Genomic DNA, 26,254 nt, shown 5'->3' with positions numbered 1-26,254 from the left:
GTGGGGAACTCGTGGTACATACGGGCACTTCATGTGCGTACATACATCATATTGAAAGAACTTTAAAAGGTAGTGAAACCGAGCCATTTTTGCAGTTTAAACAGGATGTCCTTCATCCATGTCGTTTTTCCTTGGTAAGCCTCAACTTCGAGACTAAAGGCTGCGCCTTCGTTGAGCCATATTCGATGAAAGTAACGGTCCAGATCCCGGGTAAGCGGATGATCCTTAGGTGCGGCTATCCACAAGTTGTTTTCCAAATTGAGATCAGCCAGATTCCGCTGGGTGAAGTTGGTTGACCCACCGGTAATCACAGACTTGCCTGTCGGTTTGGCAATGTACATGAGCTTGGTATGATACTGCTCTGTACCGGTGTTGTACCAGCGAACAGAGATGTTGCCCTTGGATTTTTGGATGAGCTCAGCGGCAGCCGGACGGTTAGGGATGCCGATCTTGTCCCGGCCGAAGGCATTCTGGTTCGGATCCAGGATGAGGCGGATATCAACGCCGCGGTCCGAGGCCTTAAGAAGCTGGTCCATGACTTTGCTGTCGGCTAGATAGAACATCCCCATCCAGAGCGTGTCCCCAGGCTGTGATTGCTCTATGGCTTTCAGAACATATTTATAGATTTTTCCTTCCGTCAGATAACGAACATCGACATCGTTTGCTTGACCAGAAGGTTGCATGTGTGGCTTGGAGTCTGGCTCATATTCCGGCAGTTTGATTCGGCTTGTAAGGTTAACGGCAGCTTGTTCAGCTGCAAGCATATCCCCGATGATGTCCCCACTCGTTTCGAAGGCAATGTTTGAATGGAACGCGCTGGCGTCATGGATGTTGGCCGAAGTGACCAGCGCAGTGTTCTCGCTGATGACGATTTTACGGTGATTGGCCTTCACATTCAGCAGCTTCAGATAGGAGCGGACCGTAATATCGGGTGCTTCGCTTGCCATCAGATTGGGGAGTGTCCCTCTGCCCGACTGGCCAAACCACTGGAAGAACGTTCGCCATACAGCGGAATAGATGGGCGTGGAATCTCGAAGCCGGTTGACATCGGTTATAATTACATGAATCCCGGCTGCTTTCATGGCCTCGAATTCCGGCAGCGAATAGGAGCCATATCCGGTATTGACTTCATCGGAAATAAAGAAGATATCCATGTCGGGATATTTCTTCTTATGGACAACCAGAAGATGAGTGAGTTCTTCGCTGACTTCAGGGAATATCTGACCTTTATGGGTGTAGCCATTGAACAGAAACATATCGATCACCAGGAACTTCCGGGATTCATCGATAATTTGACTGATGCGTGGTCCGATTTCGCGATCATGTATCGGTTGACCGTCCGGTCCGGGATAGGTCAGGTCCATCCACATTTTAACGTCGCTCTGGTAAAGCGGGCTTTCATAAGAGATCCCCTTCGGCAGCGGCTTATGCGTCTGATAAATCATCACGCCGATAAGCCAGAGAATGAGAAGGGCCAGGCCGATCAAAATCGTGTTTCGTATGCGGAAGCCTCTGGAAGGTTTCCCTGGTACAAGCTTTGTACCTTCACGAGGTGTATTTTGATTTTCTGAAGTGCGCGTATGAAATAATTGGCGGAAACCCAAGATAGCCCATCCTCCTATCGCTACTGTTGTATAACGTTAATTAACATGAATGACCTGTCCTGACGCACTCCATGTTTTGCAGTTCGGATCGTATTCGATTTCGGGTTGTTCCTAAGATCTCAGGGTAGAATGATGGTCGAGAGGTTTGTTAGTTCAATACATGCGTAAGAATGGGTGAACACCGAGTTTATATTTTAGCTTGTAGAGGTACATATCATGTAGAGCTGGGACAATCTGTGGTGCCAATGATATGCTTATATATAGTTATTTAAGGGATGAGTGAAGTGGATAAGGAGGCACGGGATGAATTCAGAACATAAAGAAACTGCGGATAAACCTGCTGAAACCATTTCAGGCAGAGGATCGGAAAAACTTGAGGGCAGGCTGATGCCGGAAGTGCCCACGGGCGAGCGGAAAATAGAGCATGTACGCTTATGCTTGAATGAGGAAGTAGGCTCTGTGGGAGTAACCACCGGTTTTGAACGTTACCGCTTCCGTCACTCCGCACTGCCGGAAATTGACTTTGACGATATTAAGCTGGACACAACATTTCTTAATTTTTCTGTACGCACACCATTTCTAATCAGCTCCATGACTGGCGGAAGCAAGGCTACCGGAGAGATCAATAGACGTTTAGCTGAAGCAGCGCAGCGGCGCGGCTGGGCACTTGGGGTAGGCTCCGTTCGGGCCGCGGTGGAGAAGGAAGAGCTTGCTTCTACTTTCCGTGTCCGGGAGAGTGCGCCGAGCGTGCCGGTTATCGCTAACCTTGGAGCGGTGCAGCTGAACTATGGCTTTGGCCTTAACGATTGTCAGCGGGCGGTAGATATCGCGGGTGCGGACATGCTGGTTCTCCATTTAAACGGACTTCAAGAGGTGTTTCAGCCGGAAGGGAATACCCGGTTTGGCTGTTTGCTTGGGCGAATTGAGGATCTGTGCCGTACACTTTCGGTACCGGTTGGCATTAAAGAAGTTGGCTGGGGAATCGATGGTGAAACGGCGCGGAGCCTGCTGAATATCGGGGCGGCCTTCATCGACGTGGCAGGTGCGGGCGGTACTTCATGGAGTCAGGTTGAAAAATTTCGCAGCCCGGATCCGGTTCGCCGCGCAGCGGCTGAGGCTTTCGCCGGTTGGGGCAATCCTACCGCGGAATGTATCGTGGAGGTGCGCGAAGCTGCGCCAACCTGTGCGATTATTGGCAGCGGTGGGCTGCAGAGCGGCGTCGATGCGGCTAAAGCGCTCTCGCTTGGCGCCGATCTGGCAGGCTTCGGGCGTGGACTCCTGGGCTCGGCGGTCGAATCCGTGGAAGCGCTGGATCAGCGGCTTGCCCAGGTGGAGTTGGAGCTGCGGACGGCGATGTTCGGAATCGGCGCAGGGAATATCGATGCGCTGAAGTCTACCAACCGGCTGATTCGTGTATAAATGGCCGGAGTGATGGGCCCGGATCACATTCAACGATGGCAGTATATTCGTGTTGAAGTCTATCGGGTATCTGCTATAATTAATAAGATTGTTTAGCTGGCGATTCGTAGCTTCGGCGATAAGAACCAAAGCTGTGTAATACTTATAAATAAAGAAGTAAACCTAATAAGGAGTTGTCACATAAATGGCTTTAAAAGCAGGAATCGTCGGTTTGCCAAACGTCGGCAAATCAACATTGTTTAATGCGATCACGCAAGCAGGCGCCGAATCGGCCAACTATCCGTTCTGTACGATTGATCCTAACGTCGGTGTTGTGGAAGTGCCGGATGAGCGCCTCAACAAACTGACCGAACTGGTTCAGCCGAACAAAACGGTACCGACCGCTTTTGAATTCGTGGACATCGCGGGCTTGGTTCGCGGGGCGAGCAAAGGGGAAGGCCTTGGGAACAAGTTTCTTGCCCATATTCGTGAAGTGGATGCCATCGTTCATGTTGTTCGCTGCTTTGAGGACGAGAACATTACCCACGTTGACGGTAAAGTGAACCCGGTCAGCGATATCCAGACGATTAATCTGGAGCTGATCCTAGCGGATCTCGACAGCGTGGAGAAGCGGATCGATCGCGCGAAGAAGAACATGAAGGGCGGCAATAAGCAGTATGCTCAGGAAGTAGAACTGCTGGAGCGCCTGAAGGAAGCCCTTTACAACGATCAACCGGCACGCAGCGTGGAACTGAGCGACGATGAGAAGCTGATTGTTCGTGATTTGCACCTGCTGACATTGAAGCCGGTGCTATACGCGGCTAACCTGAGCGAAGACGGCGTTACGGAAGCCGACAGCAATCCTTTTGTACAGCAGGTTCGTGATTTCGCGGCTGCGGAGAACGCACTCGTGGTTCCGATCAGCGCGAAGGTTGAAGCCGAGATTGCCGAGCTTGAGGGCGAGGATAAAGCGATGTTCCTTGAGGAGCTGGGGCTGGAGGAATCCGGTTTGAACCGTCTGATCAAGGCGGCTTACAGTCTTCTGGGATTGTACACCTACTTTACGGCAGGCGTGCAGGAAGTACGTGCCTGGACGATCCGCAAAGGAACGAAGGCTCCGCAAGCGGCTGGCGTGATTCATACCGACTTCGAACGCGGCTTTATCCGTGCTGAGGTCGTAGCTTACGATGATCTGGTTGCGGCCGGATCGATGAACGGCGCGAAGGAACGCGGACAGCTTCGCCTGGAAGGCAAAGAGTACGTTGTGAATGACGGCGATGTGATGCACTTCCGTTTCAATGTGTAGGAATTGAAGTATTCAAAGGCCATGGCTCCATGTCACTTTGTGCATGGGACCGTGGTTTTTTTGAAGATATCATAGTGATGAGCTGAGGAGTGCTGGACCCTCCCTGCACAGGTGGATCACCCTCTGAATGGGAGCCAAACTTGAAGGGAGAGATCCTTTCAGTCCGGTCAACTGCCTGCTAGTCAAATACGTCGTTTCATGGTAAAATAAAAAGTCGTTTACACTTCATTGTTGATGCGAAATGGAGTGCAAAAGGGCATATCTTCAGGAATATATCTTAGAGAGGTGAATTCCTTTGTTGGACCGATTACAATCCCTTGCGGACCGTTACGAGAAGTTAAGTGAGCTGTTGTGCGACCCCGATGTCGCTAATGACTCCAAGAAGCTCAGGGATTATTCCAAAGAACAATCCGATTTACAGCCTGCTTATGAGGCTTATGTTGAATATAAAAATGTAATTGAAGAGCTCGAAGCTGCCAAAACCATGCAGGGCGAAAAGTTGGATGACGACATGCGCGAAATGGTGAAAATGGAGATCGAAGAGCTTACCCAGCGTGAGCGCGAGCTGGCGGAGAAGATTCGGATTTTGCTGCTGCCGAAGGACCCGAATGATGATAAGAACGTCATCATCGAGATTCGTGGCGCAGCCGGCGGCGACGAGGCGGCACTGTTTGCTTCCGACCTGTACCGGATGTATACCCGTTATGCGGATACCCAGGGCTGGAAGGTTGAACTGATGGACGTCAACACGAACGATCTGGGTGGCTTCAAGGAAGTCATCTTCATGATTAATGGTCGCGGCGCTTACAGCAAAATGAAATTTGAGAGCGGCGCGCACCGTGTGCAGCGTATTCCGGCTACGGAATCCGGAGGTCGTATCCATACATCCACCTCTACGGTGGCGGTCATGCCAGAGGCGGAAGAAGTGGATATCGAAATCCATGACAAGGATATCCGCGTGGATACCTTCTGCTCCAGTGGTGCAGGCGGTCAGTCCGTTAACACCACCAAGTCGGCGGTACGCGTAACGCATATCCCGACGGGGATTGTGGCTACGTGCCAAGACGGCAAATCGCAGAACTCCAATAAGGATAAGGCACTGCAGGTGCTTCGTGCCCGTATCTTTGATATGATGCGCCAAGAGGAAGAAGCGAAGTATGCCGGTGAGCGGAAGAGCAAAGTGGGTACAGGTGACCGCAGTGAGCGGATCCGTACGTACAACTTCCCGCAAAGCCGTGTAACCGATCACCGGATCGGACTTACCGTTCACAAGCTGGATCAAGTGATGAACGGGGAGATTGAAGAGATCGTTTCGGCGCTGACCCTTGCGGAGCAGGCTGAACTGATGGAAAAAGGAGTATAACGCTTTGAAGCGGACGATATTTGAATTGACGCCGCAGCGCAGCATAAGAGAAGCCTTTGTGGAGGCTTCTTCTTTTTTAGACGGCTTGCGGGTAATGGAACCGCAGCGGAATGCGCAGCTGCTGCTGGAGCATGTGCTGAGATTGTCGGGAACCTCATATTATATGGCACTCGCGGATCCGTTTCCGGCGGACCGCCGCTACGCCCTGGAAGAAGCGATCAATCGCAAAGCCCAAGGCGTTCCTGCGCAGTATATTATCGGCGAACAGGAATTTTACGGCAGACCGTTTGAAGTTACGCCGGCGGTTCTCATTCCGCGTCCGGAAACGGAGCTGCTCGTGGAAGCGGTGCTGAAGTATGGACGGGAGCTTACTTCGCGATCGTATGAAAGGCTACAGGCCATTGATATCGGCACGGGTAGCGGGGCCATCGCCATTACGTTGGCATTGCAGGAGCCGGCATGGGATTTGCTGGCGAGCGATATTTCGCCGGATGCGCTGGAGGTAGCTGCTCGTAATGCGAAGCAGCTGAACGCCTGTGTCGAGTTTCGGCAGGGGAACCTGTTGGAGCCATTCGCCGGCATGGCCCCGGACATCCTTGTCTCCAACCCGCCGTACATTCCGGCGGAGGATATTGAGGGACTTCAGCCCGAAGTCCGTGATTATGAGCCGCGAACGGCACTGGATGGCGGGCCGGACGGATTGAATCCGTACCGGATCATGATGGCGCAGCTGCCCTTGCTGTCAGCTCCGCCGCGGCTGATCGCCTTTGAGCTGGGTATGGGCCAAGCCGAGGATGTGGCAGAGCTTCTGCGGAGTGCAGGGCACTGGAAGGAAATCGTCACGGTGCCGGATTTGGCGGGGATTGACAGGCATGTTCTGGGAATTTTCCGTTAATTGTGTTCTGGGTGGATTTCTTTTAAAATAGATGATGGGCTGAGCCGATTAAATGTTTGCTGTCGTACAGATTGTTACCTTACCTCAATTGGCAAATCAGTGTGTACAGCTCCGGGCACAGGGGGACCAAAGCATGCTTCAGAAATTCAAGAAAATTGATTTTGTTATCGTTTTTGTACTGTTGATGCTGATGGTTGTCAGTATTACATCGATATATAGTGCCACGCTCGACAACACCGGATTCGAAAGACACCATATCAAGATGGGGATATTTTATATCCTCGGATTTGCAGCCTTTTTTGGGCTCAGTTTGATTGATTATCGGTTATGGAATAAATACGCAATGCATATATACATCGGCGGGTTATTAGCCCTTCTGCTGCCTTCCTTCATCGGCCAGACCAAAAATAATGCCACAGGTTGGATTAATCTGGGTATCGTGGATTTTCAACCTGCGGAATTGTTCAAGCTGGTGCTGATCATATTTATCACCTATGTTCTTATCCGTAAGAATAAAACGAAGTTGTCCTTTTGGCGGGACATTGTACCGATTGGGCTCTTGACGTTTATCCCGTTTGCCGTTGTCATGGTTCAGAATGACTTGGGTAATGGACTGAGCTATATTGTCATCTTGCTTGGGTTGTTATGGATCGGGAATGTGAAGTTTTCGCACGCTCTCATCGGGCTGCTGCTTGTAGCAGGCATCGCTTTCGGTGGAGCACAGGCCTATATCCACTATCATGATGAAATCAAAGAATCGAAAATCATGGAGAGCCGCGGCCACTGGATGGAACGGATTGACCCATGGCTGATACCAGAAAAAGCAACGCCGAAAGCGAGTTATCATACGAACAATGCGAAGCTGGCCATTGCTTCAGGCGGTATGAGCGGAGAAGGGTATTTACAAGGAAGCTCCGTACAATCCTCGCGTGTACCTTATACGTATTCGGATTCAATTTTTGTGCAAATTGCAGAGGAATACGGCTTCATCGGTTCTTCCATTCTGTTGTTGTTATATTTCATACTCATTCACAGAATGATTTTGATTTCATTGGAAAGCCGGGACAAAGCGGGTCCATTTCTAATCATCGGCATTGTTGCCATGCTGCTGTATCAAATCTTTGAGAATATTGGCATGTTTATTGGGTTGATGCCTTTGACAGGGATTACGCTACCCTTCATCAGTTATGGTGGAACATCACTCATCATTAACATGGCATGCCTCGGGGTTGTCATGAGTGTGAAGCTGCATGGACAGGAAGTGGAGGAGGATATGCCTAATCCTCAAACGTACCGCTCTGTACCCCCAAAACAGGCTTGATTTACGCTTATCGGATTTAGAATCAAAAGAGATGCTATCGAAAGCAGCATCTCTTTTGTATTTTTTGTTGGTATCCACAGAAGGGTCCGTGAATTGTATTAGTGGAGGAAATCTTTTAGAATATTTCATTAGGGGCTAAGCACGGCCTGCTCCTTGAAACGCTCCATTGTAATGTCGCCTTTAGACTTTTTTTTAACGGATATTATTTGGATCAACGATAAGCAGCGTTAAACTTTCTTTTCGAATAATCGTTATATGCCTGTATAGGCAAACCGGGGGGTTGGGGTTAACAGCTCCGGGCACAGGGGGACCGTAAAGAATGCTTCAGAAATTTAAGAAGATGGATTACGTTATTGTTTTTGTACTGGTTTTGATGATGGGCATCAGCATTACGTCGATATACAGCACAACTGTTGACACCAAATTCGAAGGCTCTCATCTCCGCATGATTGCCTTTTACATTGTCGGTTTCATTGCTTTTTTCGGAATCAGTCTGCTGGATTACCGGTTGTTGATTAAATATGCTAAATATATTTACTTGGGTGGATTAGCTGTTTTGGTCCTCGTTATGTTTATCGGTAAGGATATCAACGGGGCCCAAGGCTGGATTTACATTGGCGGACTCAGTATACAGCCTGCTGAATTGTTCAAGCTGATCCTGATTATTTTCCTTTCTTTCGTATTGGTGCGCAAAAACAAACCGCTGCTGTCTTTCTGGAAGGACGTTGTCCCGATCGGACTTTTGGCATTCGTGCCTTTTGCGCTCGTTATGGCCCAGAATGATTTGGGTAACGCGCTCAGTTATGTCGTGATTTTGCTGGGGTTGCTCTGGATCGGGAATGTCAAGTTCTCCCATGCGCTCATTGGGCTTGCGCTTGTGGCAGGCTTAGCCTTCGGTGGGGCTCAGGCCTATATTCATTATCATGATGAATTGTTGGAATCGAAGATTTTGAAGCCGCACTGGGTGGAACGGATTGATCCGTGGCTCTATCCGGAGAAGGCAACTGCCAAGGCAAGCTACCATACGACGAATGCGAAGCTTGCCATCGCCTCGGGTGGCATGAGCGGCGAGGGCTACATGCAGGGATCGTCGATCCAGTCGGGCAGAGTGCCATATGCGTATTCTGATTCCATATTTGTGCAGATTGCCGAGGAATTCGGTTTTATCGGATCTTCCGTTCTGCTTCTGTTATATTTTATCCTGATCCATCGGCTAATCCTGATCTCCCTGGAATCCCGAGAGCGTGCGGGGCCGTTTCTTATTATAGGAGTCGTGGCGATGTTCTTATATCAGATCTTCGAGAACATCGGCATGTTTATCGGCTTAATGCCGCTGACCGGGATCACGCTGCCCTTCATCAGTTACGGGGGAACTTCCCTTGTGATCAGTATGGCCAGTCTGGGTGTCGCCATGAGCGTGAAGCTGCATGGACAGGAAGTGGAGGAAGATATGCCGGATCCGCATGCCTATCGCCCGGCCGCTTCGAAGCAGGCGTAACTTGCGGGAAGCTCAATAATTGCCCTATCTCCAGCGGAAAAGTGTGGGGCACGGCAATTAGATGAACTGAATAACCGATCTTGGCGAAGATGCGATTCCCGTGGGAGTCGCATCTTTTTTGGTTCGTGCTGCATCAATCTATGATTTTTATATCAAATTGCTAGATTCTACGTTTATATCTTTGTCCGGCGGACATACTGATAGCATCATAGAGATGTTCATAGAGAGGCGGCTGGCAAGATGAAAAATTATAGTGAAACCCTCCGTATTATCGTGAAGAAAATGGTTGTGCTCTTATCCTGTATGTTTATGGTCATTATGGCTTGGGAAGGACAGCAGATTGATGCTTCTGTTGTTGGCGGTCCGATCCCCGAGGAATCGATACGACTTCGCATTCTGGCGAATTCCGATAGCCCGTCCGATCAGCTGGTCAAACGAGAGATCCGTGATTCGGTCGTTGAGCAAATGCAGCTCTGGGTCCTGCAGCTGGAGAACCCGCAAAGCCTGGAAGACGCCAAAGAATTAACCCGGCAGCATCTTCCGGAAATCCGCCAATTGGTGGGTGAAGAGTTGAAGAAAAGGGGAATTACGTACAATTACACCGTAGAGCTTGGCGTCGTGCCGTTCCCGACGAAGTTATACGGGGGCACGGTGTATCCGGCCGGCGATTACGATGCGCTGCGGATTTCTTTAGGAGAAGGTCAAGGGCAGAACTGGTGGTGTGTCCTGTTCCCGCCGCTTTGTTTCATCGATGGTGGCAGCGGGGATGCGGCGGCGCAGCCTGTTGACACAGGTATCCAAACGGTTTCTGCTGAGGCTGGCGAAACTTCCCAAGAGGAAGCTCCGAAGAACGCAGGCGATAGCGAACCGGAGGTCCGCTTCTTCTTGTGGGATATGTTCCGTGGCATTTGGAACTGGGTGGTAAGCTTGTTCTAGGATTATGAGTAAGCTGATTTTCAATCCTGACCCGGTATGATAAACTTTGAAGTAGAAGTGCGAGTTCAAAAAGTCGGATTTTCAGCACCGAGAAGGTTGGATGAAGCTAGGGAGTGAGGAGCGGAGCGTACGTTTTGGGTACGTGAGCACCGGAAGGCCCGGCTGAATTCAAGATTCGATGCCGAGCTGCTTCCTGATTCGCTTCGTGATCAAAAGCGGACTTTTTGAACAACCTCTAGAAGAGTGCTTTCTCTTTGGCGCGACTGGTTTGAATGAGAACCGGCCCGGGACTGAAGAACGAAAAGCGCTTTTTATTTTGGGGCATAGGCAAAACTCGCACGGGAGTTTATATATTTCATATACAGAAAGTTTGGGATAGGAATGGAACAGAACGGGAACGGCATGGAACCTAACCAGCAGCGGGATAACGGCTTCCGCCAGGTTGGTGCAAAATCAACCCAAGTGTGGCACGTCTCGAACTCGCTCTCTAGGGAGAGCTTAAGTTTGGAGAATGAGGCAAAGCAGGCGCTTGGGGAAGCGGGGCAGGTGCTTGAGCTCGGCGGAACGGTGGCCTTTCCGACGGAAACGGTCTACGGGCTTGGCGCGGACGCCGGCAATACAGAAGCGGTCGAGCGCGTCTTTGCCGCGAAAGGCCGGCCGTCGGACAATCCATTGATTGTGCATATTTCAGAGCTAGCTCAGCTTGACGGTTTGGTCCTTCATGTAAATGAGACGGAACGGGCGCTGATGGCAATGTTCTGGCCTGGGCCGCTATCGCTGGTACTGCCCGTTAAACCAGGTGCTGTCTCCCCTCGCGTGACGGCAGGCCTCGATACCGTTGCCGTACGGATGCCGGATCACAATGTGGCGCTGGCTTTGATCAGCGCCGCCGGGCGTCCACTGGCTGCGCCGAGCGCGAACCGTTCCGGTCGGCCAAGCCCGACGCTGGCCAGCCATGTCCTGGAGGATCTGGCGGGAGCGATCGACGGCGTCCTCGACGGCGGCCCGGCCGGGGTGGGCGTCGAGTCGACGGTGGTGCAAGTCGGCGAAGACGGGGCCGTCACGGTGCTCCGCCCGGGCGGCGTCACGGCGGAGCAGCTTGCCACGGTTGCGGCAAGCGTGCGCATGGACCCGGCGCTGCATCGCGCCGCCGGGGAGGCGGAGAGCCCGACGCCGCGATCGCCGGGCATGAAGTACACGCACTACGCACCGAAGGGTGCGATGTGCGTGGTGCAGGGCCCGCGTGCCATTGCCGTGTCGGCACGCATCGCGGCCGAGCTTGAGGCGGCCGCCCGGCGCGGGGAGGTGACCGGCGTGCTGTCATTCGACGAGCACATCGGTCACTACCACGCGGACGTTGTCGTCTCGCTCGGCAGCCTGGCCGCGCCGGAGGAAGCGGCCCGCCGGCTGTACGCCGGCCTGCGCCGATTCGATGACGAAGGCGCGACCTTCATTCTGGCCGAAGCGTGCCCGGAGCAAGGTCTCGGGGCAGCCGTCATGAACCGGCTGTTGAAGGCCGCGGGACACCACATCATCGATGTGAATTGAGCTGCTGAATGAACACTTTTGGCATCATTTACCCCTTGTCCGCATATGGTGTACAAGACCATGGGACTTGGGGGAATGGGCATGCTGGAGGCGTCTGTCCAATCGGGACAGCTTGCGGCGATTCTGCTGATGGCGGTTGCACTCGGGCTAGACGCATTTTCGCTTGGAGTCGGAGTCGGAATGAGAAGCGGTATGCGCTTAGGCCATATGTTGGGCATCAGCTTCATGATCGCGTTGTTTCATATGTTGATGCCGCTGCTGGGCTTATTTGCCGGCCGCTATGTAGGCATGTTACTGGGTCACGTCACAGGACTTGCGGCCGGCGGACTGCTGCTTCTTCTCGGCGGGCATATGATGTATAACGCCTGGCGGGGCGGAGAAGGACAGCGAATACATCCTACCGCATTTTTAGGCATGCTGCTGTTTTCACTTAGCGTCAGCATCGATTCCTTCTCGGTAGGCGTTTCACTCGGGATGTTTGTGGATGATGTACTGTTGATCGTGATCTCCTTCGGGATCGTGGGCGGTTTGCTGTCCATTCTCGGTTTGCTGCTTGGCCGTCAGGTAAGCAATAAACTGGGGGAGTACGGTGAAATGCTGGGCGGGCTCATTTTGGTTATATTTGGTGTCATGTTTATCTTTTGACGTTATATTTGTTACAATAACCCCAAAGAACCTACTAACGGGAGGAACGGGACCGTGAAAAATATACTGTTTGTCTGCACGGGAAATACCTGCCGCAGTCCAATGGCTGAAGGCATGCTGCGCAAGCTTGCCAAACAACGGGGCATCCCGCTGGAAACGAAGTCCGCCGGTGTCTCGGCCGTGGATGGAATGCCGGTGTCCCATCATGCGGAGTCCATACTACGAGACCAGGATATCCAAGAACGCTTGGTGTCCAAACCGTTGACTGCGAATCTGGTGGAGTGGTCAGATTTGATCCTGACGTTGACCCAGTCGCATAAGCAGTATGCTATAAGGCAGTTCCCGCACGCCGCAGACAAGATGCATACGCTGAAAGAGTTTGTTGAGGATGACCGACAGGTGCTGGATGATCTGCGGGAGCAGGATAGTCTGTATGCGGCGCTTGAGCTGGCCAGATCGCTGGGCCGCGACGTCAGCGACCGTGACCGGGAGCGTCTGATCGAGCTGCGCCAGCGCATTCCGAGCTTCGATATCTCCGATCCTTTTGGAGGCTCGCGGGAGGAATATGAAGCGACGGCTGCAGAGATTCGGACGGCGTTGTTCCGTCTCTTGGACAAGCTGGAGGCGGATCGGCATAACTAAGCCTTGCTTTGAACGATATGAAGCCTACCATTGGGCTAAAAAGCCACTTGCCTTTCACATGGTATTGCTTTAAGATGGAGTTGAAAAACAATGATCCGGTGTAACTGGCGACGAAGTGGATGAAACCACGATGGAGCATCGGAATATACGGCCGGTCGCCTGGGCAAAGAGCATTTGGAGCACAATACGTGCGCCGACTGCTCTTTTTTCGTCTTTTGCGCCTGATTTGGGTTATAATGAAACAAGCTAAAACGCAAAAGCGAACATACGAGGGGGTTTTTCATAGATGAAAATTGCATTGGGTACGGATCATGCCGGCATTCGTCTGAAAGAGGAGATCGTGGAAGTCATTCGGGGTCTTGGACACGAGGTGGAGGATCTGGGCTGCGGCTGTTCCGATTCCGTGGATTATCCCGATTATGCCCTTCCTGTGTGCGAGAAGGTAGTCTCGGGTGAAGCGGATCGCGGCATTCTGATCTGCGGTACGGGGATCGGCATGAGCATTGCGGCCAATAAGGTGCCGGGCATTCGCTGCGCGCTGACACATGATGTGTTCTCGGCCAAAGCGACGCGTGAGCATAACGACAGCAACGTGATTGCGTTGGGTGAGCGTGTCGTCGGTCCCGGACTTGCTGCTGAAATCGTCAGCGCATGGCTGACAACGGATTTCAGTCATGGCGAGCGCCATATCGGCCGTGTGAACAAGATCAAGGCCATCGAGGAGCGTTACCTGAAGAATGAGTCGCGATAAGTGAACGCGTAATTTACGGCTGCGGCTATCGTGATATGGGATTGAAGCATCTTCTGTGAAAAAAATCATCGGGAGGACTGTGACATGACGGATATCTCCAAGGTTTCCTTGAACGAACAGACAGCGCGTATGGTCCGCGAACTGGCCGAAGCGGCCGTGTTAGGACCCGGTAAAGTGCTGGTCATCGGAGCCAGCACCAGTGAAGTGGTCGGACGCCGGATCGGCACAGGCGGCGCTCTTGAAACGGCGCAGCAGCTCCTTCAGGGCATTGCCGAGGTTCAAGCGGAATTCGGTTTCGCGGTGGCTTATCAATGCTGTGAGCATCTGAACCGTGCGCTTGTCATGGAACGCGAGCTGCTCGAGCGGCTGGGCTTGACGGAAGTGGCGGCTGTTCCCATTCCGGGAGCGGGAGGGTCGATGGCCTCCGCGGCTTACCGCAGCATGAAGGAGCCTTGTCTTGCGGAATCGATTGAAGCACATGCCGGAGTTGATATCGGCGAGACGCTGATCGGCATGCATTTGCGGCGAGTGGCGGTTCCGTTCAGACCGACCGAGCGTTATATCGGCGAGGCGCGCGTAACCGCGGCTTATACCCGTCCGAAGCTGATTGGCGGAGAACGCGCGGTGTACCAGTTCGAGCAGAGGGATGATTCCACACTATGCGATTGATTCAAATGAGAACTCGCTTTTTTAATTATGACAACTTGTAGTATTGACTTTGCAAGAAAAAATAACGATTGATTATGGGAGGATATGAACATGATGGAACATTTGCGGAAGAGTGACCCGGCTGTATTGGAAGCGATGGATTTGGAGCTGAAGCGTCAGCGCAGCAACATTGAGCTGATTGCCTCTGAGAATATTGTTAGCGAAGCGGTTATGGAAGCAATGGGGACGGTGCTGACGAATAAATATGCGGAAGGCTACCCTGGCAAACGCTATTACGGTGGCTGTGAGCGTGTGGATATCGTGGAAGATATCGCCCGTGACCGTGCCAAAGAACTGTTCGGAGCCGAGCATGCCAACGTTCAGCCGCACTCCGGTGCCCAAGCGAACATGGCGGTATATTTGGCAGCCCTGAAGCCTGGAGATACCGTGCTCGGCATGAACCTGGCTCATGGCGGTCATTTGACTCACGGAAGCCCGGTTAACGCTTCCGGCCTTCTGTACAACTTTGTTGCCTACGGCGTGCAAGAAGATACGTTCCTGATCGATTACGACGAAGTTCGCAAAGCGGCATTCAAGCATCGCCCTCGTCTGATCGTAGCGGGTGCAAGTGCCTATCCTCGCATCATTGATTTTGAACGGCTTGCTGCCATCGCGAACGACGTTGGCGCGTTGTTCATGGTTGATATGGCTCATATTGCCGGTCTTGTTGCGGCAGGTCTTCATCCGAATCCGGTTCCGCATGCCCATTTTGTAACGACAACGACGCATAAGACGCTTCGCGGACCTCGCGGCGGTATGATTCTGTGCAAAAAGGCTTGGGCGCAAGCGATCGATAAAGCGGTATTCCCCGGCTCCCAAGGCGGCCCGCTCATGCATGTTATTGCTTCCAAGGCCGTTGCGCTTGGCGAAGCATTGGATCCGTCCTTCAAGACGTATGCAGAGAATGTCGTGAAGAACGCGAAAGTGCTGGCAGATACTCTGATCGAGGAAGGCTTGAATATCGTATCCGGCGGAACCGATAACCACCTGATGCTGGTGGATACCCGCAATCTGGACATCACCGGTAAAGACGCGGAGAAAGTTCTGGACTCCATCGGGATTACCGTGAACAAGAATGCCATCCCGTTTGATCCAACCAGCCCGTTCGTAACGAGCGGTATCCGTATCGGTACCCCTGCGGTTACTTCCCGCGGTATGGATGAGCAGGCGATGGTGAAAATCGCGAAAATTATTGCCATGACATTGAAGCAGCCGAAAGACGAGGCAACGCTTGAAAACGCAGGTCGTTTGGTGGCTGAGCTTACAGATCAATACCCTCTCTATGCTGAAATGAAATATTAATCACAGTCTCCTCCGAAGAAGAAGCCTATGATAAGAGGACCCCGCCTGATGCAGGTGGGGTCCTTTTAGGAGCTATAAACATTCTGGCCAGATTGCTATGCTCTCATTTTCCCAGTCAGGTAGCTTCGCGGTTAGCATCAATATAGGCGAAAATGGAAAACCTAGGTTCAGGGCAGAAGGAGATCCGGTTTAGTTATAAGGTCAAAAACTCATGGAATAAAACATGACCCGTGCAGGTGTCAATTGACTAGAGGGAATGATATAATAGACAGGATTTATGGAGCTCACAAATATTTTACGCCCATATTGAAATAACATTTGTACTCAAACCGGAGGGACCAGACATGGGAAAATTGGTGATTTGTGATCACCCGTTGATTCAACACAAACTTACATTTATCCGCGATATGCGGACTAACACAAAAGACTTTCGCGAATTGGTAGACGAAGTCGCGACTTTGATGGCTTATGAAATTACGCGGGAGGTTTCTCTTGAATCCATATCCGTGCAGACGCCGGTAGCTGAAACCCAAGGCAAAGTCATTTCCGGCCGCATGCTCGGCTTGATTCCGATCCTGCGCGCCGGTCTCGGCATGCTGGATGGAGTTGTCAAGCTGCTTCCTGCAGCAAAGGTAGGGCATGTCGGATTGTTCCGTGACCCCGAAACGCTTCAGCCTGTTGAATATTATACGAAGCTTCCAACGGACGTTACGGAACGGGAATTGATCGTCATTGATCCGATGCTCGCGACGGGCGGATCCGCCATCGCTGCTATCGACGTGCTGAAGAAACGCGGCTGTACCCAGATCAAGATGATGAACCTCGTGGCTGCACCGGAAGGTGTGAAGGCTGTCCATGATGCCCATCCGGACGTGGATATTTATGTTGCTGCTCTCGATGAGGGCCTTAACGACCATGGCTACATCGTACCGGGCCTTGGGGATGCAGGGGATCGGCTGTACGGCACGAAATAAGTGCCAGTCATTCGTACGTCTTGAATATTTGAAAACAAGCAAAGAGGGGTATTTCAAACATGTCAAAAGTGAAAGTGATGACGATATTTGGGGTCCGCCCCGAAGCAATCAAGATGGCGCCGCTTATTCTGGAGCTTCAACGTCACCCCGAGCATATTGAATCGGTCGTTTGTGTTACTGCGCAGCATCGGCAAATGCTGGATCAGGTGCTGGATGTGTTCAAGATTGTTCCCGACTATGATTTGGATGTCATGAAGGACCGTCAGACGCTCAACGAGATCACCGTGCGCGTTCTGGAGGGTCTTGAGCCTGTTCTTCGTGAGGCTAAACCGGATATCGTTCTGGTGCACGGCGATACGCTGACAACGTTCCTGGCCAGCTATGCAGCCTTTCTGCAGCAGATTCAGGTTGGCCATGTAGAGGCGGGTCTGCGGACATGGAACAAGCTGAATCCTTATCCGGAGGAGATGAACCGTCAGTTGACCGGTGTGCTTGCTGATCTTCACTTTGCGCCGACGAACTGGTCCGCCGAGAATCTCCGCAAGGAGAACAAGCCGGAATCCCGCATTTATGTTACGGGTAACACGGCTACGGACGTGTTCCAGTACACGGTGCGTGAAGGTTATACCCATCCGGTTCTGGACTGGGCGAAGGGCAAACGCTTGATCCTGATGACGGCACATCGCCGCGAATCCCAAGGGGAGCCGCATCGTCAAATATTTGAAGCGGTAAAGCGCATTGCCGATGAATTTGAGGATATCGCCATCGTATATCCTGTACATCCGAGCCCTGCCGTTAAAGAGCCGGCTCATCGCATTCTGGGAGATCACCCGCGCATCAAGCTGATTGATCCGCTGGATGTTGTGGATATGAACAATATCTACACCCATACGCATTTCATTATTACGGATTCCGGCGGCATGCAAGAGGAAGCTCCGTCATTCGGCGTGCCGACCCTGGTGCTTCGGGATACGACCGAACGTCCGGAGGGCATTGAGGCCGGTACCCTGGAGCTGGTAGGCACCCAGGAGGAGAATGTGTATGAACGGATTAAGGTTCTTCTGACTGATCAGGAGCTCTACGACAAGATGAGCAAAGCGGCTAATCCGTATGGTGATGGACAAGCTTCACAGCGAATTGTCAATGCGATTTTGCACCATTTCGGCATCCGAAAAGAGCGTCCTGAAGAATTTCACAGAATGTTCACAAAGGTATAGTTTACCGTATTCTGATGGGCAAGGAGACAGCATACAGTTGAACTGTACGGTTACCGCGGCGTTTTGTGCAATTTAGACTGCTCAAAACGCCGATTTTACACGGTAAATCCATCAAATCGATTCATTGACAAACTCTTGTAATATTCAGTAAAATGAGTTGGGATTAGAGGTTCATATGAAAAATCCGAAAAGTCAAGATAACCCTTGGTTGATAGCGCTATACATTAGCGGGGCTGGCGGTTTGCTTGCCGCTTACATTCTCATCGGTTTTTTTACCGGGCGATGGCTCATGAATCATTTGGACGGGCCCAGAGTGTGGCTTGCCATTGGTACGCTTTCGGGGCTCTTTGTAGGGATTTTGAATATCGCTCTTCTCATTAAAAAGTTTTTGGGGGCGCAGGCGTGAATGATTTGACTTCCATTGTGAACGCTGTATTTAGAGTATCATTACTCTTATTGTCTGCCTTGTTTCTCGGATGGGCTCTCTATCCGGAATTTCGCCCGATTTTTATGGGGTTGATCATGGGCATGGCGGCGGGATTGTTTAATGTACGCTTCCTCTCCATGAAAGTGCAGCAGCTGGCGCAATTGGCTGTCGATCCGGAACCGAAAAAGTACAACTTCGGCTTTATTACGAGATTGTGCATCGGATTTCTGATTGTTATCTTCGCCGCTAAACTCGAGCAGGTATCACTCGGCGGTGCAATTGCCGGTCTGTTCATACCCCAATTGTTGACCATTCCTGTCAGCATTGTGTTCAGTTTGAGAAACAATCATTGATCAGCGCTAACTTGGAAAGGGGTGAAAACAATTTTATGCATGATTCACCGATTATCAAACTTGGCGGATTGAATATTGATCTTTCAGCGGTACTAATGCTGTTCGTCACCTGTTTGGTGGTGTTCGTATTATGTCGACTGGCTGTACGTAATCTATCCGTCGAAAACCCTTCCAAACTGCAAAACTTCATGGAATGGGTAGTGGAATTTGTGCAAGGCGTCGTAGCGAGTGCGATGGATCTGAAGAAAGGGAAAGCTTACATATCATTGGGGCTTACTCTCATCCTGTTCATCTTTGTAGCGAACTTGCTGGGCCTGCCGTTCTCAATTATCACCGACTTGCCGGAGAACTTCAAAGTCTTTGGTCAGCCAATTCTGGCTACGCTCGGACTTGAACATGGCCACTACGCCCACGTATTGTGGTGGAAGTCGCCAACAGCGGACATTTCCGTTACGGCCGGTCTTGCGATCGTTGTGTTCGTGCTCATGAACTACCTGGGCTTGAAGCAGAATCGCAAGCATTACCTGAAGCATTACATCGAACCGTTCCCGATCTTCTTGCCACTCAATATCATTGAGAACCTGGCAAAACCTATCGCTCTGGCAATCCGGCTTTATGCCAACATTTTTGCCGGCGAGGTACTGATCACGGTGATTCTGAAAACCGGCTTCTGGGGCATTCCATTTATGGCCGCATGGCAAGGTTTCAGTATCTTCATTGGTGCATTGCAGGCGTTTATCTTTACGATTTTGACCATGGTATACATCTCGCAAACAACGATTCACGAAGAGCATTGATCAACTCGGACGAATCCGCCGTAACAGCGGTGTTTTTCGAAAGAGATATTTTCTATAGTTTCACCAAATTTCAATTTTGAAACAATTTTAAGGAGGATATTTAACAATGGAATTTTTGGCAGCAGCTATTGCAGTAGGTCTGGGCGCTCTTGGCGCAGGTTTGGGTAACGGTATGATCGTAAGCAGAACAGTTGAGTCTATCGCTCGTCAACCAGAAGCACGTGGTCAATTGCAAACAACGATGTTTATCGGTGTTGGTATCGTAGAGGTTATTCCTTTGGCGGCTACTGTTATCGCGTTCTTGATCATGTTCTCTTAATAACAATACAACGGTTTGGCGGGGAGGGCCGATGCCATCCGCGCCTTCGTTTTGTTAGGCACCGCACTTCGTGTTGATGGAAAGGAGTGACCTCAATGAATATTCTATGGGAAAATATGGTAATCACTATTATCGCGTTTATTATTCTTTACCTTTTGCTTCAAAAGTTTGCGTTCAGTAAATTGTTCGGCATCATGGAGCAGCGTCGTGAACTGGTAATGAGCCAGATGAACGAAGCGGCACAGACCCGTCAGCAGGCAACTGCTTATGTAGAAGAGCAGAAGAAGGCACTGGAGCAAGCGCGTCAAGATGCTCACGAAATCATCGAGCGTTCCAGACAAACTAGCAACAAACAAGCAGAGCAAATTATGGAGCAAGCTAAGGAAGAGGCGGTTCGCCTGAAATCCGAGGCTGTTCGTGATATCGACAATGAGAAGAAGAAAGCTGTCGAAGAGCTTCGCAATGAAATCGGCAGTGTTTCCGTGAAAATCGCTACCAAGCTGATTGAACGGGAAGTGAAGAATGACAAAGCTCAAGAAGAACTGGTGGATCAATACCTTAAAGAGGTAGGAGGCAGACCATGAGCCAAAATACAGTAGCAGCCAAGCGGTATGCGCGGGCGCTGTTCGAAGTGGCGGCTCAGCAGCAGAAGGGTCTGGAAGTGGAAGAAGAATTACGCGCTGTTGTGCAAGCCATCGAAGGCGATGCCGACATCCAGAAATTCATCTCCACGCCGAATGTTCCCCAGTCCGTGAAGATGAACGTAATCAGCCAGGCGTTGGCAGGGAAGGTATCGCAGCCTGTATTGAACACGATCGAATTGCTTCTCGACAGAGGGCGTACAGAAATGTTCGCTGAACTGCTGAACAGTTATGTGAAGATACAAGGTGCGAGCTTAGGATTGGCGGACGCCACTGTGTACTCCACCTACCCGCTTAGCGATCAGGAAAAAGAACAGGTAGCTTCGGAATTCGGACAGTTAGCCCATCAGAATATCCGGGTGACCAATGTTGTGGACGAGAGTTTGCTCGGCGGCCTGAAAGTTGCCATTGGCGACAAGCTTTATGACGGAAGCCTTGCCGGGAAGCTGGAACGTCTTGAAAAGTCTTTTAATAGACGAGCATAGTAGATAGGGGTGAAAACGTTGAGTATCAGACCTGAAGAAATCAGTACTTTAATCAAAAGTCAAATTGAAGAATATAAATCCGATATCACTGTCTCTGAAGTAGGTACGGTAATTCAAGTAAGTGACGGTATTGCTCGCGTGTACGGCCTGGAGAACGCGATGTCCGGGGAACTTTTGGAGTTCCAGAACGGCGTGTTCGGTCTGGCGCTGAACCTTGAGGAGAGCAATGTCGGTGTCGTTATCCTGGGACCTTACTCCGAAATCAAGGAAGGCGATCAGGTTAAGCGTACAGGACGTATCATGGAGGTTCCTGTAGGTGAAGCTCTGCTTGGACGCGTTGTCAATCCGCTGGGTCAACCGCTTGACGGCAAAGGCCCGATCGAAGCGACAGCTTATCGTCCGGTTGAGAGCAGCGCACCAGGCGTTATCGAACGTAAATCCGTTCATGAGCCTATGCAGACAGGTATTAAAGCGATCGACGCGATGGTACCTATCGGCCGCGGACAGCGCGAGTTGATTATCGGTGACCGTCAAACGGGTAAAACCACCGTTGCGATCGATACCATCCTGAACCAAAAAGGCAGTGGCGTTAAATGTATCTATGTAGCCATTGGCCAAAAACAATCCACTGTAGCACAGGTTGTTGAAACACTTCGCCGTCATGGCGCACTGGAGTACACGATTGTTGTTACGGCTTCGGCTTCTGAGCCGGCTCCATTGCAGTACATCGCTCCATACGCAGGCTGCGCTATGGGTGAGTACTTCATGTACAAGGGCGAGCATGCACTCATCATTTATGATGACTTGTCGAAACAAGCGGCAGCATACCGTGAGTTGTCCTTGCTCCTCCGTCGTCCTCCGGGTCGGGAAGCTTATCCGGGTGACGTTTTCTACTTGCACTCCCGTTTGCTGGAACGTGCAGCGAAGCTCAACGATGAGCTTGGTGGTGGTTCATTAACCGCACTGCCATTTATTGAAACACAGGCTTCTGACGTATCTGCTTACATTCCAACCAACGTAATTTCGATTACGGATGGACAGATCTTCCTGGAGTCTGAGTTGTTCTACTCCGGTCAACGTCCAGCGATTAACGTCGGTATTTCGGTATCCCGTGTCGGTGGTTCCGCGCAGATCAAAGCGATGAAAAAGGTTGCGGGCGGCATGAAGCTGGATCTTGCGCAATATCGTGAGCTCCAGGCGTTCTCCCAGTTCGGATCTGATCTGGACAAATCAACCTTGGCTCGTTTGAACCGTGGTGCAAGATTGATGGAAATCCTGAAGCAGGGTGTAAACCAGCCGTTGTCCGTTGAACAACAGGTGGTTAGCTTGTACGCAGCCGTTAAAGGATATATCGATGATATCGAGGTTGCTGACGTGCGTCGTTTCGAGAGCGAGTTCCTTACGTTTATTGAAAGCAATAAACCGGAAATTCTTCAATCCATTACAGATACGAAGGATTTGACGTCCGACAACGAAAACGCATTGAAAGCGGCAATCGATCAATTTAAGAAGGGCTTTGCCGCTTCGGTTTAAGCTCCTCAGGTAAGCAATAGGAGGGGAGCCGGGGTAAGCCCGGCATCCTCTTTCATCATATGGAATGTAGCTTTGGCTGTGACCAAAGTGATTTTTACAAAAGGTACGGCTTTGGTCCTAGCCAAAGCTTAGTCTACGCGTACGAAGTTAGCTTTGGCTCCGCCAAAGTTTTAAGGTGGTGAAAACATGGCAAGAGGATTACGTGATATTAAGCGGCAGATCAAGAGTGTTCAGAACACAAGGCAGATCACCAAGGCGATGGAAATGGTTGCTGCCGCGAAGCTGAGAAGAGCCCAAGAGAAAGCAACCTCCGCGCTTCCATACTCTGAGAAGCTGAAAGAAGTGGTTGGCAGCATTGCTGCTGGAACCAAGGGAATCAGCCATCCGATGCTGGAAAAGCGTGAAGTGAAGAAAACCGGTTATCTGGTGATCACTTCAGACCGCGGTCTTGCTGGTGCATCGAACTCCAACATTTTGCGAAAAGTATCGAACTTTATCGCAGAACGCCATCAGTCCAAGGACGAGTATTGCCTGTTTGTGATCGGACGTAAAGGACGGGATTATTTCCGCCGTCGTGGACTTCCGGTTGTTGAGGAGCTCACCGATTTATCCGATAGTCCGACCTACGCAGATATTAAGGCCATCGCTAACGCGGCGGTTCATCAATATGAGCTGGGTCAGATTGATGAGTTATACGTGTGCTATAACCAATTCGTGAATGCTTTGACTCAGCTTCAGGAGATCTCTAAGCTTCTGCCGATGGAGAACATTGGTAGCGCCGAGAACCTGACGGGTTATGAGTACGAACCATCTCCTGAAGGCGTACTCGAGGTTCTGCTTCCGAAATATGCGGAAACATTGATTTTCAGTGCGATGCTGAATGCGAAGGCAAGTGAGTTGGGTGCGAAGATGACTGCTATGGGAGCTGCAACGAAGAATGCAAGCAAGATGATCAACGAGTTGAACCTTACTTACAACCGTGCTCGTCAGGCTGCCATTACGCAGGAAATTTCCGAGATTGTGGGCGGAGCAAACGCTCAGCAATAATGCACGGCTCCGAATTCTTAACTTAGTATTTAACGGATATGCGGCCATGTCATGAATAAGCCGCTTTTACGATCATCGTTCACCGCTAGAGGTGAGCGGGTAGGAGGGAAAACGAATCAATGAAAAAAGGACGCGTTGTCAGCATTACAGGTGCTGTAGTTGACATTGAATTTGAGCGCGGTCATCTTCCCGAGATTTTTAATGCTGTCAAGATTGAAGCAACGCTGGAAGGCGGCCGCTCGGTTGATTTGACTTTGGAAGTATCCAATCATTTGGGTGATAATCTGGTTCGTTGTATCGCGATGTCATCCACGGATGGTCTTGTTCGCGGTATCGAAGCCGTGGATTTGGGCAGACCGATTACGGTTCCTGTAGGTTCCGCTACACTTGGCCGTGTATTTAACGTATTGGGTGAGCCGATCGATAATGCAGGTGCCGTAGTATCCGAAATTAATAACCCGATCCACCGTGAGGCTCCTGCTTATGATGAGCTTTCCACGCAAGCAGAAATGCTTGAAACGGGAATTAAAGTCATCGACTTGCTTGCTCCATACCAAAAAGGCGGTAAGATCGGTCTCTTTGGTGGTGCCGGCGTAGGTAAAACCGTTGCTATCCAGGAATTGATCAACAACATCGCCCAAGAACACGGCGGTATTTCCGTATTTGCCGGCGTAGGTGAGCGTACTCGTGAAGGTAATGACCTTTACCACGAGATGAGTGATTCCGGTGTTATCAACAAAACCGCGATGGTATTCGGTCAAATGAACGAGCCTCCGGGTGCCCGTCTTCGCGTAGCATTGACTGGTTTGACGATGGCGGAATATTTCCGTGACCAAGAAGGTAAAGACGTACTTCTCTTTATCGATAACATCTTCCGCTTTACTCAAGCGGGTTCCGAAGTATCCGCCCTCCTGGGTCGTATGCCTTCCGCGGTAGGTTACCAGCCAACGCTGGCATCCGAAATGGGACGCTTGCAGGAGCGGATTACCTCTACCAAGAAAGGTTCCGTTACATCCATCCAGGCTATCTATGTACCGGCGGATGACTATACGGATCCGGCTCCGGCTACAACGTTTGCTCACTTGGATGCAACGACAAACCTGGAGCGTAAGATTTCCGAGATGGGTATCTATCCTGCGGTAGATCCGCTTGCATCCAGTTCCCGTATCTTGGCTCCGGAAATCGTGGGCGAAGAGCACTATAATGTTGCTCAAGGCGTTAAGAAAATTTTGGCTCGCTATAACGAGCTTCAAGATATCATCGCGATTCTCGGTATGGATGAGCTGAGCGAGGAAGATAAAGCGATTGTTGGACGTGCTCGTCGTGTTCAACGTTTCCTTTCCCAAGCTTTCCACGTTGCCGAGCAGTTTAACGGCATCCCGGGTAAATATGTACCGGTTAAAGAAACTGTACGCAGCTTTAAAGAGATCTTGGAAGGCAAGCACGACCACCTTCCGGAAGCGGCTTTCCTGTTCGTAGGTACGATTGAAGAGGCAGTTGAAAAAGCAAAAACATTGTAAGCTGACGCTCCGTGATCAGCAGACCGGAACAGTGCTTCTAGTGAGACTGTGAGGTCTGCTGCGCGAGTTTTCTGCGGAAAACGGTGAGGAGGGATGGAAGTGAGCACCATTTTGTTGGAAATCGTAACGCCGGACCGCCTGGTCTACTCTGAGCAGGTGAACAGTGTTACGGTACGTGGGGTCGAGGGAGAGCTGGGCATTTTGCCAGGTCATATTTCCTTCGTTACGCCGCTTCAGATAGCGCCAGTTTATGTGAAGATTGGCAACCAGAGAACCCCGTTTGCGGTACAAGGCGGTTTCGTCGAAGTCCGTAAAGATAAGATTGTCATCCTGGCGGAAAGCGCAGAGAAAGCGGAAGAAATCGATCTGGAGCGTGCGGAAGCCGCGAAGGAAAGAGCTGAGACCCGTCTGCATGCGAAGGGAAGACAAGATGAAGTTGACCATCGTCGCGCGGAAATGGCTCTGCAAAGAGCGATGAACCGGATTAAAGTGACGCGGAACTAATAAGGTAACGAAGACAGCTTGCTGTAATTTTCAGCCAAGCTGTCTTTTTGTGTTCTATTTCTATTAGTAGCCAATGATACTGGTTATAAAAGTACTCGTTTAAGGTGTAGAGCATTCATAGATTGCAGGTATAACCAAGCATGAAAGGGAGAAAGAGGTAATCTTTTATAGTTATCTCACTGTCTGAACCGCATATCTGGTGGGGATCTAGTTGGCCCATGGAGCCAATGGCATATACAATTTGGTGGATGACGTAAATGGGTCCATAGCCATCAATTACTCTTAGAAAGGACCTGAGGCATGGATTGTTTTGATACATAAATATTCTTCTTTTTGTGATAACGTCATCTCAGCTATACACGGTCTGTGAATATCATTAATTTCATAGATGGGTATTTTTTTGTTAAACCGTCGGTATAAATAGAAGTTCGAGATATAAAACTACACTATATGATTGGCTGTTGGATGTTTTTTGGAGTGAAATTAATGGGAATTCTAACTTCTCCTAATAGCGTATAAA

At 50.7% G+C, this 26,254-nt stretch carries 26 protein-coding genes and 1 riboswitch; of the genes, 25 read left to right on the top strand and 1 reads right to left on the bottom strand.

Annotated features, from left to right (window positions below):
• Window positions 1-62: 62 nt before the first annotated feature.
• Window positions 63-1,604, bottom strand: coding sequence for a phospholipase D family protein (locus NYE54_RS31555; protein WP_339268518.1), 1,542 nt, complete (start codon window positions 1,602-1,604; stop codon window positions 63-65).
• A gap of 303 nt (window positions 1,605-1,907) precedes the next feature.
• Between NYE54_RS31555 and fni the strand changes: the two genes are divergently transcribed.
• From fni to NYE54_RS31430, 25 genes are all read left to right on the top strand, one after another.
• Entirely contained in the window at window positions 1,908-3,023 is a 1,116-nt protein-coding gene (gene fni, locus NYE54_RS31550) for a type 2 isopentenyl-diphosphate Delta-isomerase (protein WP_339268517.1), read from the top strand.
• 184 nt (window positions 3,024-3,207) lie between these two features.
• Window positions 3,208-4,308 carry a redox-regulated ATPase YchF gene (gene ychF, locus NYE54_RS31545; protein WP_076323963.1) on the top strand — a complete coding sequence of 367 codons (1,101 nt, stop codon included), beginning with the start codon at window positions 3,208-3,210 and terminating at the stop codon, window positions 4,306-4,308.
• A 295-nt stretch (window positions 4,309-4,603) separates the two neighbouring features.
• Entirely contained in the window at window positions 4,604-5,671 is a 1,068-nt protein-coding gene (prfA, locus tag NYE54_RS31540) for a peptide chain release factor 1 (RefSeq protein WP_076323964.1), read from the top strand.
• A 4-nt stretch (window positions 5,672-5,675) separates the two neighbouring features.
• Window positions 5,676-6,566 (top strand): peptide chain release factor N(5)-glutamine methyltransferase, encoded by an 891-nt coding sequence (gene prmC, locus NYE54_RS31535; protein WP_339268514.1) that lies wholly within the window; start codon window positions 5,676-5,678, stop codon window positions 6,564-6,566.
• A gap of 133 nt (window positions 6,567-6,699) precedes the next feature.
• Window positions 6,700-7,887: an FtsW/RodA/SpoVE family cell cycle protein gene (locus NYE54_RS31530; protein WP_339268512.1), complete on the top strand. Its 1,188-nt coding sequence runs from the start codon at window positions 6,700-6,702 to the stop codon at window positions 7,885-7,887.
• 319 nt (window positions 7,888-8,206) lie between these two features.
• Entirely contained in the window at window positions 8,207-9,385 is a 1,179-nt protein-coding gene (locus tag NYE54_RS31525) for an FtsW/RodA/SpoVE family cell cycle protein (protein WP_076323967.1), read from the top strand.
• 240 nt (window positions 9,386-9,625) lie between these two features.
• Complete coding sequence (spoIIR, locus tag NYE54_RS31520) at window positions 9,626-10,321, top strand: stage II sporulation protein R (protein WP_076323968.1); 696 nt, start codon at window positions 9,626-9,628, stop codon at window positions 10,319-10,321.
• A gap of 381 nt (window positions 10,322-10,702) precedes the next feature.
• A complete protein-coding gene (locus tag NYE54_RS31515; protein WP_339268510.1) occupies window positions 10,703-11,869 on the top strand; it encodes an L-threonylcarbamoyladenylate synthase in 1,167 nt (388 codons plus the stop codon).
• Window positions 11,870-11,950: 81 nt separating this feature from the next.
• A complete protein-coding gene (locus tag NYE54_RS31510; RefSeq protein ID WP_339273713.1) occupies window positions 11,951-12,514 on the top strand; it encodes a manganese efflux pump in 564 nt (187 codons plus the stop codon).
• A 54-nt stretch (window positions 12,515-12,568) separates the two neighbouring features.
• Window positions 12,569-13,156 carry a low molecular weight protein arginine phosphatase gene (locus tag NYE54_RS31505; protein WP_213647039.1) on the top strand — a complete coding sequence of 196 codons (588 nt, stop codon included), beginning with the start codon at window positions 12,569-12,571 and terminating at the stop codon, window positions 13,154-13,156.
• Between the two features lie 90 nt (window positions 13,157-13,246).
• Window positions 13,247-13,328: riboswitch (ZMP/ZTP riboswitch) on the top strand.
• Window positions 13,329-13,442: 114 nt separating this feature from the next.
• Complete coding sequence (rpiB, locus tag NYE54_RS31500) at window positions 13,443-13,907, top strand: ribose 5-phosphate isomerase B (RefSeq protein ID WP_339268509.1); 465 nt, start codon at window positions 13,443-13,445, stop codon at window positions 13,905-13,907.
• A gap of 84 nt (window positions 13,908-13,991) precedes the next feature.
• On the top strand, window positions 13,992-14,576 hold the full coding sequence (locus NYE54_RS31495) for a TIGR01440 family protein (RefSeq protein ID WP_339268507.1): 585 nt from the start codon (window positions 13,992-13,994) through the stop codon (window positions 14,574-14,576).
• Between the two features lie 90 nt (window positions 14,577-14,666).
• A complete protein-coding gene (gene glyA, locus NYE54_RS31490; RefSeq protein WP_076323973.1) occupies window positions 14,667-15,917 on the top strand; it encodes a serine hydroxymethyltransferase in 1,251 nt (416 codons plus the stop codon).
• A gap of 344 nt (window positions 15,918-16,261) precedes the next feature.
• Window positions 16,262-16,891 (top strand): uracil phosphoribosyltransferase, encoded by a 630-nt coding sequence (gene upp, locus NYE54_RS31485; RefSeq protein ID WP_076323974.1) that lies wholly within the window; start codon window positions 16,262-16,264, stop codon window positions 16,889-16,891.
• Between the two features lie 59 nt (window positions 16,892-16,950).
• Window positions 16,951-18,108 carry a UDP-N-acetylglucosamine 2-epimerase (non-hydrolyzing) gene (wecB, locus tag NYE54_RS31480; RefSeq protein ID WP_076323975.1) on the top strand — a complete coding sequence of 386 codons (1,158 nt, stop codon included), beginning with the start codon at window positions 16,951-16,953 and terminating at the stop codon, window positions 18,106-18,108.
• Window positions 18,109-18,283: 175 nt separating this feature from the next.
• Window positions 18,284-18,514 (top strand): AtpZ/AtpI family protein, encoded by a 231-nt coding sequence (locus NYE54_RS31475; RefSeq protein WP_076323976.1) that lies wholly within the window; start codon window positions 18,284-18,286, stop codon window positions 18,512-18,514.
• Window positions 18,511-18,888: an ATP synthase subunit I gene (locus NYE54_RS31470; RefSeq protein WP_076323977.1), complete on the top strand. Its 378-nt coding sequence runs from the start codon at window positions 18,511-18,513 to the stop codon at window positions 18,886-18,888. The genes NYE54_RS31475 and NYE54_RS31470 overlap by 4 nt, the downstream gene beginning before the upstream one ends.
• Before the next feature lie 35 nt (window positions 18,889-18,923).
• Window positions 18,924-19,685, top strand: coding sequence for a F0F1 ATP synthase subunit A (gene atpB / locus NYE54_RS31465; RefSeq protein ID WP_076323978.1), 762 nt, complete (start codon window positions 18,924-18,926; stop codon window positions 19,683-19,685).
• 106 nt (window positions 19,686-19,791) lie between these two features.
• Entirely contained in the window at window positions 19,792-20,004 is a 213-nt protein-coding gene (gene atpE / locus NYE54_RS31460) for a F0F1 ATP synthase subunit C (RefSeq protein WP_007128780.1), read from the top strand.
• Between the two features lie 95 nt (window positions 20,005-20,099).
• Window positions 20,100-20,588, top strand: a complete 489-nt coding sequence (gene atpF, locus NYE54_RS31455; protein ID WP_076323979.1) for a F0F1 ATP synthase subunit B — start codon at window positions 20,100-20,102, stop codon at window positions 20,586-20,588.
• On the top strand, window positions 20,585-21,130 hold the full coding sequence (locus NYE54_RS31450) for a F0F1 ATP synthase subunit delta (RefSeq protein WP_076323980.1): 546 nt from the start codon (window positions 20,585-20,587) through the stop codon (window positions 21,128-21,130). The genes atpF and NYE54_RS31450 overlap by 4 nt, the downstream gene beginning before the upstream one ends.
• 18 nt (window positions 21,131-21,148) lie before the next feature.
• Window positions 21,149-22,663 (top strand): F0F1 ATP synthase subunit alpha, encoded by a 1,515-nt coding sequence (atpA, locus tag NYE54_RS31445; protein WP_076323981.1) that lies wholly within the window; start codon window positions 21,149-21,151, stop codon window positions 22,661-22,663.
• Between the two features lie 186 nt (window positions 22,664-22,849).
• A complete protein-coding gene (atpG, locus tag NYE54_RS31440) occupies window positions 22,850-23,710 on the top strand; it encodes an ATP synthase F1 subunit gamma (RefSeq protein WP_076323982.1) in 861 nt (286 codons plus the stop codon).
• 119 nt (window positions 23,711-23,829) lie between these two features.
• Window positions 23,830-25,230, top strand: coding sequence for a F0F1 ATP synthase subunit beta (atpD, locus tag NYE54_RS31435; protein WP_076323983.1), 1,401 nt, complete (start codon window positions 23,830-23,832; stop codon window positions 25,228-25,230).
• A 99-nt stretch (window positions 25,231-25,329) separates the two neighbouring features.
• Complete coding sequence (locus tag NYE54_RS31430) at window positions 25,330-25,734, top strand: F0F1 ATP synthase subunit epsilon (protein WP_076323984.1); 405 nt, start codon at window positions 25,330-25,332, stop codon at window positions 25,732-25,734.
• Window positions 25,735-26,254: the final 520 nt, after the last annotated feature.

Origin of the sequence: Paenibacillus sp. FSL K6-1330 (assembly GCF_037976825.1) — a bacterium.
GTDB lineage: Bacteria > Bacillota > Bacilli > Paenibacillales > Paenibacillaceae > Paenibacillus_AQ.
The sequence above is the reverse complement of the archived record's forward strand: the minus strand, read 5'-3'. Positions and strand labels throughout refer to the sequence as shown.